Raw genomic sequence first — 20,676 nt, forward strand, 5'->3', positions numbered from 1 at the left:
AACCTGATTATCTCGCAGCACAAAGCGTTCATCATTCACTCACCAACTTCATACCGAAAAGGAAACGCACCATGAACACGATCAGGAACGCACAAGTCGCTATCGTTACCGGCGCATCGCGAGGCATCGGCGCAGCCATTGCGCGACGCCTTTCGACCGACGGCTTTGCTGTCGTCGTCAACTACGCGTCCAGTTCCAGCGAGGCCGACGCGCTCGTCGCCGAACTCAACGGCGCGGGTGGCCGGGCGGTGGCGGTGAAGGCCGATGTGTCGAAGGCTGCCGACGTGCGCCGCATGTTCGAAACCGCCGAGCAGCAACTGGGCAAAGTGGACGTGCTGATCAACAACGCAGGCGTGATCAAGCCGACGCCGCTCGCCGACACGAGCGACGAGTTGTACGACCGCACATTCGACATCAACGTGCGCGGCACCTTCAATACGTTGCGCGAAGCGGCGGGCCGCATGAACGACGGTGGACGCATCATCAACTTTTCGAGCACGACCGTCGCGCTGAACATGCCTGGCTACGCGATCTACAGCGCGACCAAGGCCGCGGTGGAAACGTTCACGCACGTGTTCGCGAAGGAACTGCGCGGGCGCAACATCACGGTGAACGCGGTGGCGCCGGGCCCGGTCGCGACGGCGCTGTTCTTCGACGGCAAGACCGACGAGCAGATTCAACACTTTGCAAAGATGCCGCCGCTGGAGCGCCTCGGGCAACCGGAAGATATTGCGTCGGTGGTGGCCTTTCTTGCGAGCCCGGCGGCCGCGTGGGTCAACGGCCAAGTGCTGCGGGCAAACGGCGGATTGGCTTGAGGCGTGTCGGGCGCCGCTCCAGCAACCTGAAGCGGCTCAACGCAGTGGTCTAATCGAACTTGCAGCGCGCGTGAGTCCGGGCACTCGTGACAAGCCGCCCAACTCACGCGTTAGAACTCGCAGCGAACCGCCCGCTAAACCGCTTTGGGATTGCGCTCGGCGAATCCTTCCTGATGCCAGTACGGATAAGCCGGCCGCACGGCGCTTGCCGCATCGAGCCGCGCGACCTGCTCCGGCGTCAGGTTCCAGCCCACCGCGCCCAGGTTCTGCCGCAACTGCTCTTCATTGCGGGCGCCGATCAACACGGTCGACACCGTCGGACGTTGCAACAGCCAGTTCAGCGCGATCTGCGGCACGGTCTTGCCGGTTTCCATGGCGATCTCGTCGATCGCGTCGAGCACGCGGTACAAATACTCGTCCGGCACCGGCGGCCCCATGTCGGCGGTCTTGTGCAAACGGCTCGTATCGGGCAACGGCTGGCCGCGCTTGATCTTGCCGGTCAGACGTCCCCAGCCGAGCGGGCTCCACACCACCGCGCCCACGCCCTGATCGACGCCGAGCGGCATCAGTTCCCACTCGTAATCGCGCCCGACGAGCGAGTAGTACGTCTGGTTCGCGACATAACGCGGGTAGCCGTAGCGGTCCGCCGTGTCCAGCGACTTCATCAGATGCCAGCCGGAAAAGTTCGACACACCCGTGTAGCGGATCTTGCCTGCGCGCACCAGGTCGTCGAGCGTGGACAGCACTTCCGTGACCGGCGTTCTGGCGTCGAAACCATGCAACTGAAAAAGGTCGATGTAATCGGTTTGCAAGCGCTTGAGCGCTGCGTCCACTGCCTGAATCAGATGAAAGCGCGATGAGCCGACGTTGTTCGGACCGTCGTCGAAACGGAAGGTCGCCTTGGTCGAGATGATCACCTTATCGCGCTTGCCCTTCAGCGCTTCGCCGAGCACCGACTCCGACGCGCCGCGCGAATAGATGTCGGCAGTGTCGAACATCGTCACACCCGCATCGAGGCAAATGTCGATCAGACGCCGTGCTTCATCCACGTCCGTCGAGCCCCACGCCTGAAAAAAATCACCCTTGCCGCCGAACGTGCCCGTGCCGAAACTCAGCACCGGCACCTTGAAACCGGATGCACCCAGATGTCTGTATTCCATTGATGAATCTCCGTGGCATAGCCGTCATTTAAACGGACGTTCAGTCTACGCCGGTCCACGCGAGCGCGTGGTCGGCGAGCGCTGCGCGCACGGTTTCCATCACGCTGTCCCAATCGCCCAGCGACGGTTGCCTGAAGAGCCTTGCGCGTGGATACCAGGGCGTGTCGCTGCGCTCCAGCATCCAGCGCCAGCAGGTGTCGAAGCGGTTGAGAATCCATACCGGCCTGTTCAGCGCGCCGGCGAGATGCGCGGTGGATGTGTCGACGGAAATCACCAGATCCAGGTTCGCGACGAGCGCTGCAGTGTCGGCGAAATCGTGCAGTTCGCCGGTGTGGTCAACGATATGCGCGGCGCATTCGCCGACAGTCAATTGTTGCGCCGCCGGTCCTTTTTGCAGACTGAAGAACTGCACGTTGGGCACATCGAGAAGCGGCGCGAAGCGCGCGAATGTGAGCGAACGGCGCGCGTCGTTCTTGCGAAGCTCCGCCACGTGCGGACGGTTCCCACCGGCCCAGACGAGGCCGACCTTGAGGCGGCCTCGTGCGTCGGCGTCGATACGCTCGCCCCATGCGCGCGCCGCAGCGGGCTCGGCGGAAAGATAAGGCGTGGTCGACGGAATGCTGCCGGGCGACGTGCCGAGCGCGAGCGGCAAGCTCAACAGCGGACAGTGGCAATCGAACGGCGGCAGCGGTTCGCCCGCTTCGACGATCTGATCTGCGCCGTCGAGCGTGGACATCAGCCGCCGCAATTCAGGCTGCACTTCGAGTATGATCTTCGCGCCGAGCTTCGACACCATTGCCGCATAGCGGCAGAACTGCAGCGTGTCGCCCAGCCCTTGCTCGGCGTGCAACAGAATCGTCTTGCCGTCGAGCGAGAAGTCGCCGAGCCAAAGCGGTTGCGCGATGACGCGCCGGCTCGCCTTGATGCGGCTGCGCTCCCAGCGCCATTCATACTTCCGCCACCCCGCTTCGAGCTGTCCCAATTGCAGCAGACACAGCGCTTCGTTCCAGTGGGTCTCGGCGGCTTCGGGATTGAGCGCGAGCGCGCGCTGATAGCTGGCAAGCGCCTGCTCATGCCGGCCCTGATCGATCTGCGTAAGACCGAGGTTATTCCATGCGTCGACGAAGCCCGGCGCCAGTTCAAGCGCGCGCTGATAACTGCGCTCGGCTTCATGCGGCTCGTTCATATCGGAAAGCGCATTGCCGCGATTGCTCCATGCTTCGGCGTAACCCGGTTGCAGCGCGAGCGCGCGGTCGCAGCTGGCCAATGCGTCGGCGGGACGGCCCAGATCGCGCAGCACGCACGCGCGGTTGTTCCAGGCCTGCGCGAAATCCGGGGCGAGCGCGATCGCCCGGTCGAAGCTCGCCAGCGCGTCGAGCGGACGATCGAGGCCCGCCTGCGCGTTGCCGCGATTATTGAGCGCGTCGGGAAACTGCGGCTGCAAGGCGAGCGCGCGGTTCGCACTGGCCAACGCCTGATCGAAACGATGCAGCGCGTTCAACGCATACGCCAGGTTGGAATGAACCGCAGCCTGTTTCGGGTTGACCGCGAGCGCCCTCGCGAGCAGATCGACGCCCTCTTCGATGCGGCCGCTCTGCAACGCCAATGCGCCCAGCAGTTGCAGCGCGTCGAAATGGCGAGGCCTGAGCTCGAGAATCTCGCGATAAAGTTCCTGCGCCACGGCCAACGCGCCGTTCTGTTGAAGCGCGACCGCTTGCCTAAGCATATGGTCCAACTGTTGCGCCAGATTGGCAGGCTTCTTCATGCGATGAGTCCGGAAAAAACGCGCGCCGCGCCGCTTTGCTCCAGCGAGGCGGCACGCGTGCAGTGCTTTACTGCGCCGCCGTCAGATGCTTGCGTTTGGCCAGTTCCTGCGCCATCGCGTAATGCTCCTGAATGGTCGGCAGCGCCTTTTTCGCCGCATCCTTCAACTGCGGATCGCGGCCCGAAGCGATCTCGGCCTGGAACGCCGACAATGCCTTCTGCTCGCCGGCAAGCGCGACCTGCTCGATATATGCCTTGTCGAACTCGGCGCCACGCAGATTGTTGATGCTCGCGAGCACGGCAGTGTCAGGGTCGTTCTTCGGCACGTCGACGCCGCGCGGGCTCGCCGCGCGGAGCGCGTCCGAGATCTTAGCGTTATCAGTCGAGACGCGCTCGGCGAATGCCTTGACGTCGCGGTCCGTGGAACGCGAGGTGGCGATGCGCGCGGCATCGCGTTGAGTGGCGACGGCCTTGGTGCCGTCGGCAATGAACGTCTGGTCGGCAGCATGCAGACGGCCCGCGTCCGCTGCGGCGGGGGCCGGCGCCGTCTGGGCGCTGGCGGCCGTGGCGACGGTCAGCAGGCTCCCCATAGTGGCGCTGACGATAGTGGCGAGAGGCAAGCGGATCATACGTTCTCCTTGGATTGAAAGCGAAACGGCAACGGAGCACGGGGCGCCGCGCGGCACCGCCGTCCATCGCGGGAGATTCTAGAAGCGCGCCCCGGCGCGGTGTGATACGACGCTGTGGCTTGTGTAACGGCAGGTAACCTTCACACGAATGACGTTATCTCGTGAATGAGATCAGGTGGCTCACCCAGGGATTGCCAGCAGAAATCCGGCAAAGCGCTGAATTTTTCGGCAAGCGCGCCGATAACAGAAAGTAAGAGGCGCGACGGCATCAATCCATGCAAGCGCGCCACGCACCGCAATCCTGGAGAGATTCGATGGCAGCAGATAACCGCGCGCACGACGAACGCAGCAACCTGACGAGTTCCAACAAATTCGAACTGCTGCTGTATCGGCTGGGCTCCGTCCCCGGCAGTGACGCGCATGAGCTTTACGGCATCAACGTGTTCAAGGTCCGAGAAATTTCGACGATGCCGCCGGTCACGCCGATCGCCGGTTCGTCGCCGTTCGTGATGGGCGCCGTCGACATTCGCGGGCAGATCATTCCCGTGATCGACTTGCCGCGGCTCATGGGCTGCGAGCCCACGCGCGGCCTGAATATCCTGCTCGTCACGGAATTCGCGCGCTCCACCCAGGCGTTCGCGGTCGAGGAAGTGGACGACATCGTGCGACTCGAGTGGAATCAGGTGCTCTCCGCGGAAGGCGCGGCGGGCGGCAACCTGGTGACGAGCATTGCGCGGATCGACGGCAATACGGGCGATTCGCGGCTCGCGCAGGTGATCGACGTCGAGCAGGTGTTGCGCGACGTATTCCCTTCGCAGCACCCGAGCGTCGACCCGACGTCCGTGGGCGATGCACTCGGCATTCGCCCGGGCGCGAAGATTCTTGCCGCCGACGACTCCGGCTTCGCCCGCAAGCTGATCGAGCAGGCATTGACCGCGATTGGCGCCGAATACGTGATGACCAAGACCGGCGAAGAGGCGTGGCAGACATTGCAGCAAGTCGCCGACGAAGCACAGAGCAACGGCGCGCGCGTCAAGGACAGCATCGCGCTCGTTCTGACCGACCTCGAAATGCCCGAGATGGACGGCTTCATGCTGACTCGCCAGATCAAGGCCGACGAGCGCACCCGCGACATTCCGGTGATCATCCATTCGTCGTTGACCGGCGCGGCCAACGAGGCGCATGTGAAGAACGCCGGCGCGAACGGCTATGTCGCGAAGTTTCAGGCCAGTGAACTCGCCAGCGCGATACGCAGTGCACTGATGTCTGCCACAGAAGCCGCGGCCTGACGAAATCGCTTGAGTGCCGGGCGTTGCCCGGCACACGTCCTATCGGGACGCTTCGAGCGCAACCGAGAAGACCCGCCGGCCAGTGGCGACGCCCATGGTGTTGAGCATCCTGGGCGTATGGAAAGAGTCGAGCTTCGCGCGCTGTCCGGCGGTCCCGATGTCGAGTTGCGCCAGCACTTCGGCAACCACCGCGTACAGCACGCCGACATTGCCGTCCTCGATTTTTACGGCGATGCCGAGTGCACCTTGTGTGCCTTGTGCATCTTGTGCGCCCGCTTTCGACGTGTGCGCGGCAGTCCGATTCGATGCGCGCACGCCGATCCCGTAACTGCCGTCTGCACCGAGCTTGCCGACGAGCGCGCCGCCAAACGCGTTCATCAATATCGTGCAGAAGCGGCCCTCGCCCCCGACCAGTTCCGGATAAGCCGTCATCGCGCGATAGATGCGCGCGAGCGCCGCTGTCCGCGTGTTGGGCGCTGCACCGGACGACGAGACCTCGTCCTGCGCCGCGGCCAGCTTCGCAAAGAGACGTGCGAGACGATCAAGCGGAAAGGCCGGCGTGGGCAGATTGCAACCGTCAGTGGCCCATTGCACGCCGTCGTCCGGCAAGTCGCAAACGTCGGCCACCGTGTGCTTTACGCGGATCTGCAACGGATGCTCCGGCTGTTCGTAACCGCTCAGCGCCGCGCCGATCGAACGCGCGCCGGCCAGCATGCCCGCATGTTTGCCCGAACAATTGCTGCACACGGCACCCGGTTTGAAATCGCGCTTGATCCAGTCGACATATACCGCATCCGACAGCGGCGGATGACCGCCGCAGCGCAGGTCGGTTTCGCTCGCCTGCGCTTTGGCAAGCATCTGCCGCGCACGTTCGATATGACGCGGCTCGCTGCTGTGCGAGGCGCACATCAGCGCAAGGTCCGCATCGTCGAAACCGAAGCGCTCGAGCGCGCCCGTTTCCAGCACCGCCAGCGCTTGCGCGGGCTTGGCCGCGGAGCGGGCCAACGTCACGCGCGACGGGTCGCCGAACGAATACAGCAGGCGGCCATTCGAATCGACGACCGCAACATGCGCGCGGTGCGTGTTCTCTACCGAATCGCCGCGATAGACGGTCGCCGCAATCGGCCCGGCCGTGTGCAAAGTCATGCCCGTTCTCCTCGTGATCGCGCAAATCGTTGCGCTGGCAATCAAGCGTTGTGCGCCACGATTCTACGTAACGAGCGCACGGGCATCAATTGCACGCGATCAGTTCGGCATGACACGCTGTCTCAGCGCGAGACGACCGCGCCGCGCTCGCTCACAACTTCGCCGCGCTGAAACACATACGCGAGACGCTCGCCCTGCCCGGTCAGCGTGCCGATATCGTCGAGCGGATTGCCGTCGACCACCAGCACATCCGCCACCGCGCCCGCTTCGATTGCGCCCAGCTTGCCTTCTTGCGCAACGATCTCAGCGGCGATCGTGGTTGCTGAGCGCAGCGCTTCGAGATTGCCGAGCACTTCCGCGCGAATGCGCAGTTCGTCGCTCTGGAACGTGTGCATTTCGCCGAGCAGGTCGGAGCCGAAACCCATCGGCACGCCGGCGTTTGCGTAGATCTGCAGCGAATCGCGTCCTGCTTGCCGCACGGTTTCGACCTTCGCGATCGAATCGGGCGGCAACCCGTAGTCGGCGCCGTGCTTCGCAAGCGCGTCGTAGGTGACGAGCGTCGGCACGACGAACGCGCCATGTTCGCGCATCAGTTTCGCGGCGGCTTCGTCCACCAGATTGCCGTGCTCGATAGTGCGCACGCCGCAGCGAATCGCGCGCGAAATCGCGCGACCGGTGTATGCATGCGCCATCACATAGGTGTTTGCAGCTTGTGCTTCGGCGACGATCGCACGGATTTCGTCCTCGGAATACTGCGTGTTGCCGATTGGATCGGTTGGCGATGCCACGCCGCCCGATGCCATGATCTTGATCTGCGTTGCGCCCTTCTGGATTTCTTCGCGGACGGCGAGACGCACGGCATCCACGCCGTCCACTACGCGCGCAATCGCGCCAGCCCGAAAACAGCACGAACACGGCTCCAGCATATCGCCGCGCGGACGGAAATCGCCGTGGCCGCCCGTCTGCGAAAGCGCCTTGCCGGATGGGAAAATGCGCGGCCCCGGAACCAGGCCGTTTTCGAGCGCCTGCGTCAAACCCCAATCCGCGCCGCCCGCATCGCGCACGGTCGTGAAGCCGCGGCCGAGCATCGCCTTCAGGATCGGCAGCGCGCGGATCGCCGTCAGGATGTTGGGCTGCGTTGCGTTCGCTCCGAGGTTCGCGCGCGAAGCGAGCACATGTACGTGACAATCGATCAGACCGGGCATCACCGTCTTGCCGCGCGCGTCGATCACGCGTGCGTTCGGCAGATCGACGGGACGATCGGTGACTTCGACGATATGGCCGTCCTCGATCACGACATGATGATGTTCGAGCAGAATGCCCTGCTTGAGATCGAGTACATTGCCGCCATTGATTACCGTAATGCTCATGGGAATTGTCCTGACTTGCTGACTTGATGAGAAATCCGTGCGGCCGGAAGCGCGCCGCACGCGCTGCCCGATTCAGTGCCGCTGCGGATCGCGCACGAAGAACGTGCCCGTCAGGCTGATCGCGGCGGCGATCATCACGTAGAACGCGGGTGCCATGTTGCTGCCTGTCGACGCAATCAGCCACGTAATGAAGAACGGTGCGAAGCCGCCGAAGATCGTCACAGCGAAGTTGTAGGCGACCGACAGTCCCGTGGAGAGCACCTTGGTCGGAAACAGTTCGGAGAACGCCGCGAGAATGGGTCCGGTGTATGCAGCGATCAGCAGACCGAACACGCCTTGAAAAACCATCAGCGAAGCGAGGCCCGGCGCCCGGTTGATGTACGCGAACATCGGCCAGGCCAGCACGAGAATCAGCACGGCGGCTCCCGACAGGAAACGGCGGCGCCCGTAGCGGTCGGCGAGTTTGCCCACCACCGGAGCAAAACACATGATCATCGAGCCGCCGAACATGCCCGCGAGAAATCCCGTGGATTGCGGCAGATGCAACGTGCGGACCGAATACGTCGGCATGTAGAACAGCAGAACGTAGGTGCAAACGGTCCACAGAATCACCATCGAAAAGCTCGCGAAGGTTTCTCGCGGGAAGCGGCGGAACACTTCGGCGAGCGGCGAATCGTCTTTCGCTTCGTCGGCTACTGCGCTGAAGGCAGGCGTTTCGTCCATGCGGCTGCGAATGAAATAGCCGACGGGTCCGATCAGCATGCCGATCAGGAACGGCATTCTCCAACCCCACGAATGAAGCGCTTCGGTGCTCAGACTGCTGGTCACGAAGGTGCCGACCGCTGCGCCCAACAACACCGCAAAGCCGATGCTCGACTGAATCCAGCTCGAGTAGTACGCGCGCTTGTTAGCGGGCGCGTACTCGGTGAGAAACGCCGTCGCGCTGCCCATCTCGCCGCCCGCCGAAAACCCTTGCAGCAATCGCGCGATCACGATCAGCACCGGTGCCCACAGGCCGATCTGTTGATAAGTCGGCGCAATGCCGATGAGCGCCGTGCCGCCCGCCATCAGCAGAATGGTCAGCGACAGCGCGGCCTTGCGCCCGACCTTGTCCGCATACACGCCGAGCACGATGCCGCCCACCGGACGCATGAAAAAGCCCACGCCGAACGTGGCGACGGCAAGCAGAAGCGAGGTCAGGTCATTGCCGGTCGGAAAGAACAGCTTCGCGATAATGACCGCGAAAAAGCTGTAGACGGTGAAGTCGAACCATTCGAGCCCGTTGCCGAGCACGGTCGCGATAATGGCGTGCCGCCGCTGACGCGCGAGCGTATCCACCGAAAGCGGTACGTTGGATGAAAGCGTTCCTTGCATGGTCTCTTTCCTCATCTGGCTGCCTGTCAGGCAAAGTGTCGGCAACGCGCCACGCCGTCGTCGCGGCGCTTTTGCATGCATAACGCCGATCGTAGAGAGACCTGAATTGTTTTCGAAACGAAAGATTCGCATGCACGCATGCGTGCAGCGCATGCGAAGCCGTTCAGGCCGCCGCCCTGCCCGTCTGCGCTTCGGCCTGCTCGAAGAGCCACCGCGTGAACACGCGCGCGGCCTGGTTCTGTGAGCGGTCGTTCGGCGACACCACATAGTAGCCGCCGCCGTGACTTGCGGATGCGTGGGTGGCGCGCACCAGCAGCCCTTCTTCGAGACATCGGTCGATCATGTGCCGCCAGCCGAGCACGACGCCCTGACCGAGAATCGCCATTTGCACGAGTTGCGGATAGTGATTCACCATGACCGCCTGCGGCGCAACAGGCATTTGCACGCCGTTGATGCGAAACCATTCCGGCCACGACATCCATTGGCGCTGACCGTCTTCCTGAATCAGCAGCGTTTCCTGAGCTAGATCGGCGGGCTCGAGCACGCGGCCTGCGAGATAGGCGGGCGAACAGACCGGGTACACCTCCTCGTCGAAAATGCGGCGGGCGGTGTAATGCGGCTCGGCATGCTGGCGGATGTAGTAGAGACCCACATCGAATTCGGCGGGCGACATCGACGCGAGTCCGTCGCGCACGATCATTCTGATTTTCACGTTCGGGTAAGCGGCACGAAACGCGCCGAGCCGCGGCGTCAGCCACAACACGGCGACGCCCGACGAACACGCGATGGTCAGTTCCTGGTCGCCGTAACGCTTCATGACGTCGAGCGTCGCTTCGGAACAGTTCGCGAGCAGCCATTGCACGCGCTTTGCGTAACCCTCGCCGGCGATGGTCAGACGCAATGCGCGATGCTCACGGACGAACAGCGACCGGCCGAGGAATTCCTCGAGTTGCTGGATTTGCCGGCTGACCGCGCTTTGCGTCAGATGCAACTCCGCGGCGGCCTTGGTGAAGCTTGCGTGTCGCACGGCCGATTCGAACGCGACCAGACATTGGAGCGGTGGTAAGGGAGCAATGCGCATGATGAAAGGAGCCGAGTCGCGATCGCACCATGATAGCGGGTGCGGCTCAGGCTCAGATCACCGTCGGGCATCGTCTATCAAGCGCCAGAAGCAGCTGAAAGGCGCTTGAGTTCCGCTACTTGCGCTTCGAGATCCTTGATGCGCTCGTCACGCTCCTGCAACGCGGCGGCGACGTCCGCAGCCTCGAAACGCTGTGGAATGTGCTGAGGGCAATTGACGTCCCACGCATGCACGCTCATCACGATCACGCGTTCTCCGCGTGCCTTGTAACCTTGCGGCATGAGCTTCGCGAGCAGCGCGGGGTCGTCGTCGATCACACGCGCTTCGCCCCATACCTTGATGCGCCGGCGATGCGCATAGTCCACGAGAAAGAGATGCACTTTCGGGTTGTCGGCCAGATTGCCGGACGTAATGTACTGACGATTGCCGGCGAAGTCGGCGAACGCAATGGTGTGGTCGTCGAGCACGTGCAGAAAACCCGCAGGGCCGCCGCGATGCTGGATATAAGGTTGCCCTTCTGCGCTTGCAGTCGCGAAGAACACGCTGGTCTGCTGCTCGATGAAACGCGCGACGTCAGGCGTCAGCCGGGTTTGCCAGCCGTGCTCTTCTTCCATCCGCGCATACGCGTCGCGCGATCCGTTGCGGCTTTGCAATGCCTTGACGGTGGGCGTGAAAGCAATGTCGCTCGGATAGATGTTCGGTTGCGAGTCGAGGCGTGTCATGAAGCGGCTCCTTCGCGGGTCGTTCCGCAAGTAACACGTCAACCTTAACCGTTAAAGCTTTTCTGGAGAACCCGGCCGGATCGAGAACCGGGTTTCCATCAATTGAGAATAGCGCGCCGCTCAGTTGCTAGGCACCAGTTCTTCTTCGCGTTCGAGCGAACGCGTGTTCCTGAGTTCGGGGAAGAGCTTCATCCACAGCAAGGCAACCGTGATGGTTGCGATGCCGCCTACCAGTACAGCCGTTCGTGCGCCCCACCAGCCGGCCGTCACGCCGGACTCGAATTCGCCCAATTGATTCGACGTCCCGATGAAAAGCGAGTTGACGGCGCTCACGCGTCCGAGCATTTCATCCGGCGTGCGAAGCTGCACGAGCGACAGCCGCACGACCACGCTGATGGTGTCCGACGCGCCGAGCGCCATCAACGCAAGCAGCGAAACAATGAACTGATGCGACAGGCCGAACACGAGTGTCGCGATGCCGAACACGACCACGCCGCCGAACATGGCCGCGCCGGGCCGATTACGCAGCGGGAAATGTGCAAGCCAGATGGTTCCGGCGAGCGCGCCGATGGCCGTGCCCGAGCGCAACAGTCCGAGCCCGAGCGGCCCCGTATGCAGGAAGTCCCGCGCAAACACCGGAAGCAACGCCGTGGCACCGCCGAACAGCACCGCGAACAGATCGAGCGACAGCGCGCCCAATATGACCGGCTCCTTGCGAATGAACGCGATGCCGGAGAACACCGATTCGAGCGTGACAGGCGCGCGGCTTGCCGGCTTCGCGCGTAGCGGAATGCCCCACACGGCCGTCGCGGCGGCAGCGAACGACAGCATGCATGCGAGATAAGCGGCGCCCGGCCCGATGCCGTAAAGCAGACCGCCGAGCGCGGGACCGGCGATCTGCGCGGTCTGGTTCGCCGAAGTGGCCCATGCCGTCGCTTTCGGCAACTGCGGGCGCGGCACGACGCCCGGCAGCAGCGAAGCGACCGCCGGCGACTCGAACGCGCGCGCCGCGCCCACGCATGCGGCCAGCGCATAGATGACCGGCGCGCTGATCCATCCGCCAAAGGTGCCGCACGCGAACAGCAATGCGGCGACGCTTTCGAGACTCTGACAAATCGCCGCGATCCGCCGACGATCGTAGCGGTCCGCAAAATGGCCGACCACGAGCGTGAGCAGGAACATTGGCAGGAATTGCGCGAGACCGACGAGGCCGAGCGCGAACGCGCTGTGCGTCAGCGCATAGATGTGCCACCCCATCGCGACCGCGAGCATCTGGAACGACAGCGACGAAAGGATCCGCGTGCACCAGAAGCGTTGAAACGCCGGTTGCTTCGGCAGGCTGACACTCGAGAGATCGGTGGAGTCGTTGCGATCGTTGGAATCGGCGGGAACGGGAGGCATCGAGGTCGTCTTGTTTGATTGGGCTGGGCGCGGGCGGCAGCTAGTTTAGAGCGAGCATGCGGGTTCTGCTGACGCGGCGGTTACCGGCGCAACGCTAGCGAGGCCGAGCCAATGCGGCCGCCTCACCGCTCTCCGCCTACCTAAGATTTTCAATGTTTTCATTTGATAACAATTCTCATTTACATTATTCTCTCGCATCATTAATAAAAACTGACGCCGCCGGACATTCCCGACCGCTTTGGTGCGGGCGTGCCGCGTCGTCCGAACCATCCATGCGCTTCGTAAAAACTTCTGCACTACCCGGCCGCTATCGCCGGTTCGGCATCGGCTTGCCGCTTTCGATGATGATGTACATGGTGACCGCGCCAGCCGCGATGGCCGCCGCTTCCTCCGACGCCGCGAGCGCCCAGCCCGCCGCCTCAACGGAATTGCCGGCGGTCGCCGTGCAAGGCACAGCGCTCGCCGACCCGACCGTCGGTTATCGTCCGCGCACGAGCGAAACGGCGAGCGGCATCCCGACGAAGATCAGCGACATTCCGCAGTCCGTCGCGGTAGTGAGTTCGAGCGTGATGCAGGACCAGCAGGCGCGCACACTCGACGACGTACTGAGTAACGTAAGCGGGATCACGCAGACCAACACGCTTGGCGGCACGCGCGACGCGTTCATCAAACGCGGCTTCGGTTCGAACGACGACGGCTCGATCCTCGTCGACGGCATCCGCTCGCCGAGCTTGCACAACTATCTGGCGACGATCGACCGTGTCGAAGTTCTCAAAGGCCCCGCCTCGCTGCTCTATGGCATTCAGGAGCCGGGCGGCGTCATCAACCTGATCACGCGCAAACCGGAGGACACCTTCCACGGCTCCGTCTCGGCGAATTACACGAGCCATCGCGGCAGCGGTACGGGCTTCGACCTGACCGGGCCCATCGGCCAGCCGGGACAGGTCGCGGGCGGCACGCTCGCCTTTCGCCTGACCGGCGAATACAACACGGCGCGCTACTGGCGCAGCTTCGGACGTCAGCGCGATTCGTTGATCGCACCGTCGCTGTCATGGCATGACGCCAATACATCGATCGACGTGAGCTACCAGTACGTCGATTACACGACGCCCTTCGACCGGGGCACCGTGCTCGTCAACGGCCATCTCGACGATGCACTGCGCTACACGCGCTACGAGGAACCCTGGGCGCAAAGCTCGGGCGAGCAGGAAACGCTACGGGCGAAGATCGAACATCGCTTCTCGGACGAATGGCGCGTGCGCGCGACTTACGGATGGAGCCGCGACCGCTACGATCAGTACATCACGCGCGCGACGGCGTTCAACAGCAGGACCGGCATCATGAGCCGCACGTCGGATGCGAATCTGCAGCGCAACGACTCCGACGAGATCGCCACCGTGGGCGCGATCGGCAATCTGAATCTCGCAGGCATGCGTCACGAGGTCTATGTGGGCGGCGAATACGAACGGCAGCGCAGCTTTCGCGGCGACACGATTCGCGGCAAGGCAGTGTCCGGCTTCGATCTGTACGAGCCTGTCTATGGAAAGCTCGCTGCGGGCGGCACACCGAGCGCGGCGCAAAGCGATAGCTTGTCGAAAGTGCACACCTACTCGGTCGTCACGCAGGACACCGTTCATCTGACCGACAGGCTGATCGCGGTAGGCGGCGTGCGCTGGGAGAACTGGCAGCAACTGTCGGGCGTGGGCCGTCCGTTCGTGATCGCCGATCACTCGCATGGACAGGTTTGGTTGCCGCAATTCGGCCTCGTGTACCGGCTGACGCCGGCGCTTTCCGCGTATGCGAACTTCAGCAAGTCGTTCGTGCCGAACGTCGCCACACAAGTGAACGAGCCGCTCGCGCCGGAACATGGACGCGTGTTCGAAACCGGGCTGAAGTTCGACTCGCACGGTATCACCGGCACGCTCGCGGTCTATCAGATCGACAAGCAGAACGTCGCGGTAACCGTCGGCGATACGACTGAGACGGTGGGCAGCGCGAGGTCGCGCGGTGTCGAACTGGACGTTGCCGGACGGCTCACACAGCACGTCAGCGTGATCGGCAGCTATGCATATACGAACGCGACGGACCGCGACGACGGCACGCGTCTCGTGAATGCAGCACGTCACACGGGCAGTCTCTTCGCCGTCTACGACACGATGCTGCCCTGCCTGCCGGGACAATGGCGCTTTGGCGGCGGTGCGCGGCTCGTAAGCAAGCGGCCGGGCGATACGGCAAATAGCTTCACGCTGCCGGGCTATGTTGTCGCCGACCTGTTCGCCGCGTACGACACGAAGATCGGCAAGATTCCCACGCATGTGCAACTGAACGTGAAGAACGTGTTCGACAAAACTTACTATCCGTCGAGCAACAGCAATCTGATCATCGCCGTCGGCGAGTCGCGGCTCGTGATGCTCAATACGACGTTTTCGTTCTAAGGCGGCGTTCGACGCGATTCGCGAGGTCGCGCAGATCGCGCGCAGACGTCGCACAAAAAGTCAGGGGGCCATCGGCTCCCTGACTTCGTCCCCGCTTTCAGCAGGATCGGCCTAACTGGATCGATGCATCAACGACGCAACAGCCACATCAGATAAGGGCCGCCCAGAAGCGTCGCGATCACGCCCGCCGGCATCTGTTGCGGGAAGATCATGTTGCGCCCGAGCCAGTCCGACAGCACCATCAGCAAGCCGCCAATGAGCGCCGCGACGAGCATCTGCGAACGCGCGCGCGGAAAGCCGAGCAGCCGCGCGAGATGCGGCGCCATCAGGCCGACGAACGACATCGGGCCGATCACGACCGTTGCTCCCGCCGTGAGGATCGCGGCGACCGCGAGCAGCAGCAGCCGCGCGCGCTGTGCGCCGACGCCGAGCGCATCCGCCACGTTGGCGCCGAGCGGCAGGATTTCCAGCCAACGCGCGCCGAGATACGCGACGAGCACGGCGGCGACCGTACACACGCCAACGGCGATGGCCGTCGCGGGCACGATGAGATAGGTCGAACCGTACTGCAGCGGACGCAGCAGGTTCGCATAAGCACCGCCGCTCGCGGTCGCAAGCATGATGACTGCTTGCGCGAACGCGCTGATCGCGATGCCCGCGAGTAACACGTGCTCGGGCGCGAAACCGCTGCGGCGCCCAAGCGTGACGATCGTCAGCAGGCAAACGAGTGCACCGGCCGCCGATCCGGCGAGCAGCACAGGCGTCGACGGCTCCGTCGCGACGACCGCGGCCACCAGCATGCCGAGCATCGCGCCACCGCTGACGCCGAGCAAGTCGGGGCTCGCCATAGGATTGCCGGTCACGCGCTGCAGGATCGTGCCCGCGAGTGCGACCATCACGCCGGCCCCGAGCGAAGCGGTCAGCCGCGGCACGCGCCAGAACCAGACGTCGCTCCAATGTTGCGCGTCCGTCCACTGCCAGCCCTGCATCGTCACCGAAAAACACAGCGAGATGACAACCGCGGCAACGAGCAGCCCGCCAAGCAGCAGCACGGGCACGCGCAACGCGCGGCGCGGGGTTGCGTGTTCCGCCGACGCTGGACGCGGCGCCTCGACGTGCAGACGGCGCAGCATCCACAGCAGCAGCGGGCCGCCGCAGAGGGCCACCGCGGCGCCGGTCGGCAGCAATTCGCCGAGCACGCCTGGCAAGCTCTGCACGGCCTGGTCGGCGATTGCGAGCAACAGCGCGCCCACGAGCGGCGCCCACAGCAACTGGTCGCGCAGCCGACGCGCGCCCATCAGTCGCGCGAGCACCGGACCGCCGAGCCCGATGAAGCCGATCACGCCGACCGCGCTCGCGACGAACGCGCTCAGGATCACCGCGATGGCGAGCGCGACAGGCCGCGTCCATGCGAGCGACATACCGAGCTGACTCGCGCTGCCGTCGTCGAGAGAAAACAGCGTGAGCGGACGCACAAGTAGCGCCGCAGCCGCACCGCAGGCGAGCACGCGCGGCAGTAGCCAGACGACGCCCGCCCAGCCGTTCTGCACGAGCGAGCCGCCGCCCCAGATGAAAACGGACGTGAGCGAACGCTCGAAGACAATAGTTAGGAGGACGGACAGTGCACCGCAATACAGGTTCACGATCATTCCGGCCAGCACGATCGACACGGCGGCGAAACCTTTGCGCCAGGTCATCGCCATGGTTGCGAGCATTGCGAGTGCGGCGCCGGTCAGCGCGACCGTGAAACGCATGTCGGCGACGAGCGCGGGCGCGACGACCGCGGCGATCGTCAGGGCGAGATAGGCGCCCGCTGACACGCCGAGCGTGAGCGGTTCAGCAAGCGGATTGCGCAGTACCTGCTGGAACACGACACCGGCAAGCGACAACGCCGCACCGGCGATCAACGCAATGGCGACGCGCGGCAACCAGCCATAACGCACGACGAGTTGCTGCAGCGTTGCGTCGGCGCCGGACAGCACGACGCCTGGCCATTGCGCGACCGGCAGCCGCGCCGACAGCGTGTGATAAACGAGCCACGCGGCCAGCATCAGCAGCAACGCGGGCAGCCGCCAGGCGCGAGGGGCGGCGAAGGCGACGGTCGCCGTCGGGCGATTCATGTAGTGACTCCTTGCAGCGCGTTCGCGAGGCTATCGGCGAAACGCATCGATGCAACGACGCCGCCGAGTGCAGGCAACGGTCCGATGTGTTGCACGCGGTTTTGCCTCACGAACGGCAACGCGCTCCATAGCGGGCTTCGCGCAAGTTGCGCGGCAACGCCGGGCGGCACGCCGATCGTGACGACTTGCGCATCGGTGTGCGCCGCGAGCGCGCCGAGGTCCGCTTCGGTCATGCCTTGTGGATCGGCCATGCCCTGCCACGCATTGTCGATCCCGAGCGCGCCGAGCACGCCGCCGAACAGACTGTTCTTGCCGAATACGGTGATATGCCGGTCGTCGATCGGGCGTAGTAGATAGAGCGGGCGTCCGGTCGCGCGAAAGGCCGCGAGACGCGCGGACGCGTCGGCAAGCGCGGCGTCGGCGCGTGCGAACAGCGCATTGGCCGCGGCCTCGCGTCCTAGCGCGCCGGCCAGCTTGCGGGTCGCGGCATGAACCGCCGGATACACGTCGATGCCGGGTCCGAACAGTTGCACCGTCAACGTCGGCGCGATCCGTTCGAGCAACGCGCGCAGCGGCGCATGCCATGGCGTGATGACGATAAGCTCCGGTTTCAGCGACTCCAGCACCTCGAAATTGGGCTGATACAGCAAGCCCGTGTCGACGACGGATGACGGCAACGGTGGAACGCCGTCGAGCTTTGCATACCACGAGGGACGCGAAACGCCGGCCGGCACCACGCCGAGCGACAGCACGACTTCCGTCAGCGGCCAGTCGAGTACCACGACGCGCGGGTTCGAAGCGACAGCGGCGCCTGCAGTCGCATGCGCACCTGAACTCGCCGCATCCGGACGCGCGGCCGCCTCGCGGGCGAACGGAGCGCCCGATGCCGCGAGCGCCGCCGCGCCCAAACCAGCGAGCGCGAGGCGCCGCCTGCCGTTAAAGCGCAAGCGTTCCGTCATGACAACGCATGCGGTGAGCCATCGGCGCTACCCTTCGTCATGGCCATCACCATTGGTAGCGCGCCGTTCCGAGCACCGTACGGCTCGCGCCCCAGTAGCAAACCGACGCGGTCGTGCAGTACGAGATGTACTCGCGGTCGAACACGTTGTTAAGGTTCAGCGACAGACGCCAGTTCTGGATGTCGTAATGCGCACCCAGGTCGACGAGTACGCGCCCCGGCACCGTGAACGTGTTGGCTGCGTCGCCCGCCGAACTGCTCATATAGCGCACGCCCGAGCCGAGGCCGAAGTTGCGCAGCGGTCCACGGTGGAACGTGTAATCCGCCCACAGCGAAGCGGTGTTTCGAGGCGCGATCGTCGGGCGCTTGTTCAGGCTGCTAGCCGTCGTGGTGTTCGTCACTTCCTGATTCAGGTACGTGTACGACGCGATCACCTTCACGTCTGCGGTGACATTCGCGTGCGCTTCCAGTTCGACGCCGCGCGAGCGGATCTGACCGGTCTGTATCGCGCTGCCCAGATGGTTCGGGTCGCTTACCGACACGTTGTCCTGCGTGAGAGTGAACGCGGCGACCGAGAAGTAGCCGTCGAACCACTTCGGCTGATAACGCACGCCGGCTTCGACCTGCCGGCCCTTGGTCGGCGCGAACGGCGCGCCCGAGTAGGTCGCGCCGAGCACCGGCTGGAACGAACGCGAATAGCTGATGTACGGCGCAATGCCGTTTTCGAACTCGTACGCGAGACCGGCGCGCCAGGTGAACGCGTGATCGTTCGTGTGGTACGTCGTGCCGGTTCCGGTGGTAAGCAACGTGGTCTGCTGGTTGCCCCCTGTCCAGTCCTCACGAACGCCGAACGTCAGTACCCAGTTGCGCCAGCGCGCCTCGTCCTGCGCATAGACGCCGACCGTGCTCAACGAATAGTCGAGGCGCGTATTCGCTTGCTGTGTCGGCAGCGACGAGAAGTTCGGGTTGTACAGATCGACCGTGCCGAGGACGGAATTACCCTCGGTGTCGCCCAGCATCGAGCGCTGATAGTCGAGACCGAACAGCATCGTGTGCTGAACGGCGCCCGTCGTCACCTTGGCCTGCGCGTGCGTGTCGACCTCGAACTGCGTGTAGTGCTCGTTATCGACGTTGCCCCACATCGACACCGTACGCTGATTGCTTCCCAGCGCGCTCGTCACCGACGTCTGGTAGTAATGCTGGTCGATGTGCAGATAGCGCAGGCTCTGCGACACGCTGAGCTTGTCGTTGATCGCATGATCGAACTGATAACCGAACCAGTACTGCGTGCGGTGCATGCCGTCGCGATCCGGATCGCCGAAATATTTGTCCGGCCCAAGTTGACCGTTTGGATTACTGAACAATGTCGCGCCTGCCGGAACCGGATTGAACAGTCCACCGTTCGGGTCGCGCTGAAAACTGCCCTGCAGCGTGAACGTGGTGTCGCGGTTCGGGCGGATCGTGACCGACGGCGCGATGGCAAGCCGCTGGTCCTTGATCGCGCTGACTTGCGTCTCGGCGGTGCGGGCGACGCCTGTCAGCCGGTACAGCACGGTGCCATTCTTGTCGACGGGACCGCTAAAATTGAAACCCAACTGATAGTTGTTGTGGTTACCGATCTGCATCATGAGTTCGTGATACGGCTGCTCCGTCGGCAACTTGCTCACGTAGTTGACGAGACCACCCGGGCTGCCCTGCCCATAGAGCACTGAGGCCGGACCATGGAGCACGTCGATGCGCTCCATGAAATATGGGTCGATGCGCGGCGTCGCGAAGCGCGGCGACTGGTACAGATGCAGGCCGTCCAGATACGAGTCGAGCGCAAAACCCCGGCCGTAAAGCTGATCGGCACGAATATCGGTGCCGTCCTGCGAATACACGCCCGGTGTATAGCGCAACGCCTGATCGACGGTCTGCGCGCCCTGATCGTCCATCTGCTGACGCGTTACGACCGATACGCTCTGCGGATTCGTGAGCAACGCGGAATCCGTCTTGGTTCCCGTCATGGAACGTTTGGCCACGTAGCCGACGCCTGGCCCAAGCGGATCCTCAGCAGAACTGCGCACTTGGACCGCGGGCAATTCCTTCGAGGCCTCCGTGCCCGAGGCCGCGGCCGGCGACCCTTGCGCGTGCGCGCCGAACCCGGCAACGCCCAGCATCAGCGCCACGTATATCGGGCGCAGGTGCGGCAAGCCGCGCTCCCGTTTAGAACCGCTTTTCCCTGCCTGCTCTACCTTCATTCTTCTTGTTTCCCCATTCTTGTATCCCCGAGTCAGGGGCGGCGTCCCACGCCGCTCCTGGTGCCTGACGATTCTCTCAAGACAAGATGCTAATGTAAACAATAATCGTTCGCATTCAATGTGAATAAATCGTCGCGGCGAAGCGACAACAGCGCTTGTCGGAGAGTCCTGC

At 63.9% G+C, this 20,676-nt stretch carries 15 protein-coding genes; 3 read left to right on the forward strand and 12 right to left on the reverse strand.

The features are described from left to right. Positions 1-71 precede the first annotated feature (71 nt). Positions 72-815 (forward strand): SDR family oxidoreductase, encoded by a 744-nt coding sequence (locus tag H281_RS0125260; protein ID WP_020069922.1) that lies wholly within the window; start codon positions 72-74, stop codon positions 813-815. Between the two features lie 134 nt (positions 816-949). Here H281_RS0125260 and H281_RS0125265 read toward each other — a convergent pair whose 3' ends face one another. The 3 genes from H281_RS0125265 to H281_RS0125275 form a co-directional block, all read right to left on the reverse strand. Then, positions 950-1,975, reverse strand: a complete 1,026-nt coding sequence (locus H281_RS0125265; protein WP_020069923.1) for an aldo/keto reductase — start codon at positions 1,973-1,975, stop codon at positions 950-952. A gap of 40 nt (positions 1,976-2,015) precedes the next feature. Beyond that, a complete protein-coding gene (locus H281_RS0125270; RefSeq protein WP_020069924.1) occupies positions 2,016-3,740 on the reverse strand; it encodes a tetratricopeptide repeat protein in 1,725 nt (574 codons plus the stop codon). A gap of 67 nt (positions 3,741-3,807) precedes the next feature. After that, entirely contained in the window at positions 3,808-4,368 is a 561-nt protein-coding gene (locus H281_RS0125275) for a DUF4142 domain-containing protein (RefSeq protein ID WP_020069925.1), read from the reverse strand. Between the two features lie 314 nt (positions 4,369-4,682). Between H281_RS0125275 and H281_RS0125280 the strand changes: the two genes are divergently transcribed. Further along, the gene (locus H281_RS0125280; RefSeq protein ID WP_020069926.1) at positions 4,683-5,657 is read left to right on the forward strand and encodes a chemotaxis protein CheV; all 975 of its coding nucleotides are present in this window, start codon (positions 4,683-4,685) and stop codon (positions 5,655-5,657) included. Between the two features lie 39 nt (positions 5,658-5,696). On the opposite strand, the gene H281_RS0125285 is transcribed toward H281_RS0125280, so the two are convergent. The 6 genes from H281_RS0125285 to H281_RS0125310 form a co-directional block, all read right to left on the reverse strand. Further along, on the reverse strand, positions 5,697-6,803 hold the full coding sequence (locus H281_RS0125285) for an asparaginase (RefSeq protein WP_020069927.1): 1,107 nt from the start codon (positions 6,801-6,803) through the stop codon (positions 5,697-5,699). Between the two features lie 122 nt (positions 6,804-6,925). Then, positions 6,926-8,173 carry a metal-dependent hydrolase family protein gene (locus H281_RS0125290; protein WP_020069928.1) on the reverse strand — a complete coding sequence of 416 codons (1,248 nt, stop codon included), beginning with the start codon at positions 8,171-8,173 and terminating at the stop codon, positions 6,926-6,928. Between the two features lie 72 nt (positions 8,174-8,245). Next, positions 8,246-9,547 carry an MFS transporter gene (locus H281_RS0125295; RefSeq protein ID WP_020069929.1) on the reverse strand — a complete coding sequence of 434 codons (1,302 nt, stop codon included), beginning with the start codon at positions 9,545-9,547 and terminating at the stop codon, positions 8,246-8,248. A gap of 163 nt (positions 9,548-9,710) precedes the next feature. Then, complete coding sequence (locus H281_RS0125300; RefSeq protein WP_020069930.1) at positions 9,711-10,628, reverse strand: LysR substrate-binding domain-containing protein; 918 nt, start codon at positions 10,626-10,628, stop codon at positions 9,711-9,713. Positions 10,629-10,705: 77 nt separating this feature from the next. Beyond that, a complete protein-coding gene (locus tag H281_RS0125305) occupies positions 10,706-11,350 on the reverse strand; it encodes a pyridoxamine 5'-phosphate oxidase family protein (protein ID WP_020069931.1) in 645 nt (214 codons plus the stop codon). A gap of 120 nt (positions 11,351-11,470) precedes the next feature. Next, the gene (locus H281_RS0125310; RefSeq protein WP_020069932.1) at positions 11,471-12,751 is read right to left on the reverse strand and encodes an MFS transporter; all 1,281 of its coding nucleotides are present in this window, start codon (positions 12,749-12,751) and stop codon (positions 11,471-11,473) included. Positions 12,752-13,125: 374 nt separating this feature from the next. On the opposite strand from H281_RS0125310, the gene H281_RS0125315 reads away from it, so the two are divergent. After that, positions 13,126-15,186, forward strand: a complete 2,061-nt coding sequence (locus tag H281_RS0125315) for a TonB-dependent siderophore receptor (RefSeq protein ID WP_241077912.1) — start codon at positions 13,126-13,128, stop codon at positions 15,184-15,186. Positions 15,187-15,314: 128 nt separating this feature from the next. On the opposite strand, the gene fhuB is transcribed toward H281_RS0125315, so the two are convergent. From fhuB to H281_RS0125330, 3 genes are read right to left on the reverse strand one after another with little or no spacing between them, the layout of a single operon-like run. Beyond that, complete coding sequence (gene fhuB / locus H281_RS0125320; RefSeq protein ID WP_020069934.1) at positions 15,315-17,306, reverse strand: Fe(3+)-hydroxamate ABC transporter permease FhuB; 1,992 nt, start codon at positions 17,304-17,306, stop codon at positions 15,315-15,317. Then, positions 17,303-18,265 carry an ABC transporter substrate-binding protein gene (locus tag H281_RS0125325; protein WP_020069935.1) on the reverse strand — a complete coding sequence of 321 codons (963 nt, stop codon included), beginning with the start codon at positions 18,263-18,265 and terminating at the stop codon, positions 17,303-17,305. Before H281_RS0125325 ends, fhuB begins: the two co-directional genes overlap by 4 nt. A 46-nt stretch (positions 18,266-18,311) precedes the next feature. Then, entirely contained in the window at positions 18,312-20,504 is a 2,193-nt protein-coding gene (locus tag H281_RS0125330) for a TonB-dependent siderophore receptor (protein ID WP_020069936.1), read from the reverse strand. Positions 20,505-20,676: the final 172 nt, after the last annotated feature.

It is taken from the genome of Paraburkholderia caledonica (assembly GCF_000383275.1).
Lineage (GTDB): Bacteria > Pseudomonadota > Gammaproteobacteria > Burkholderiales > Burkholderiaceae > Paraburkholderia > Paraburkholderia caledonica.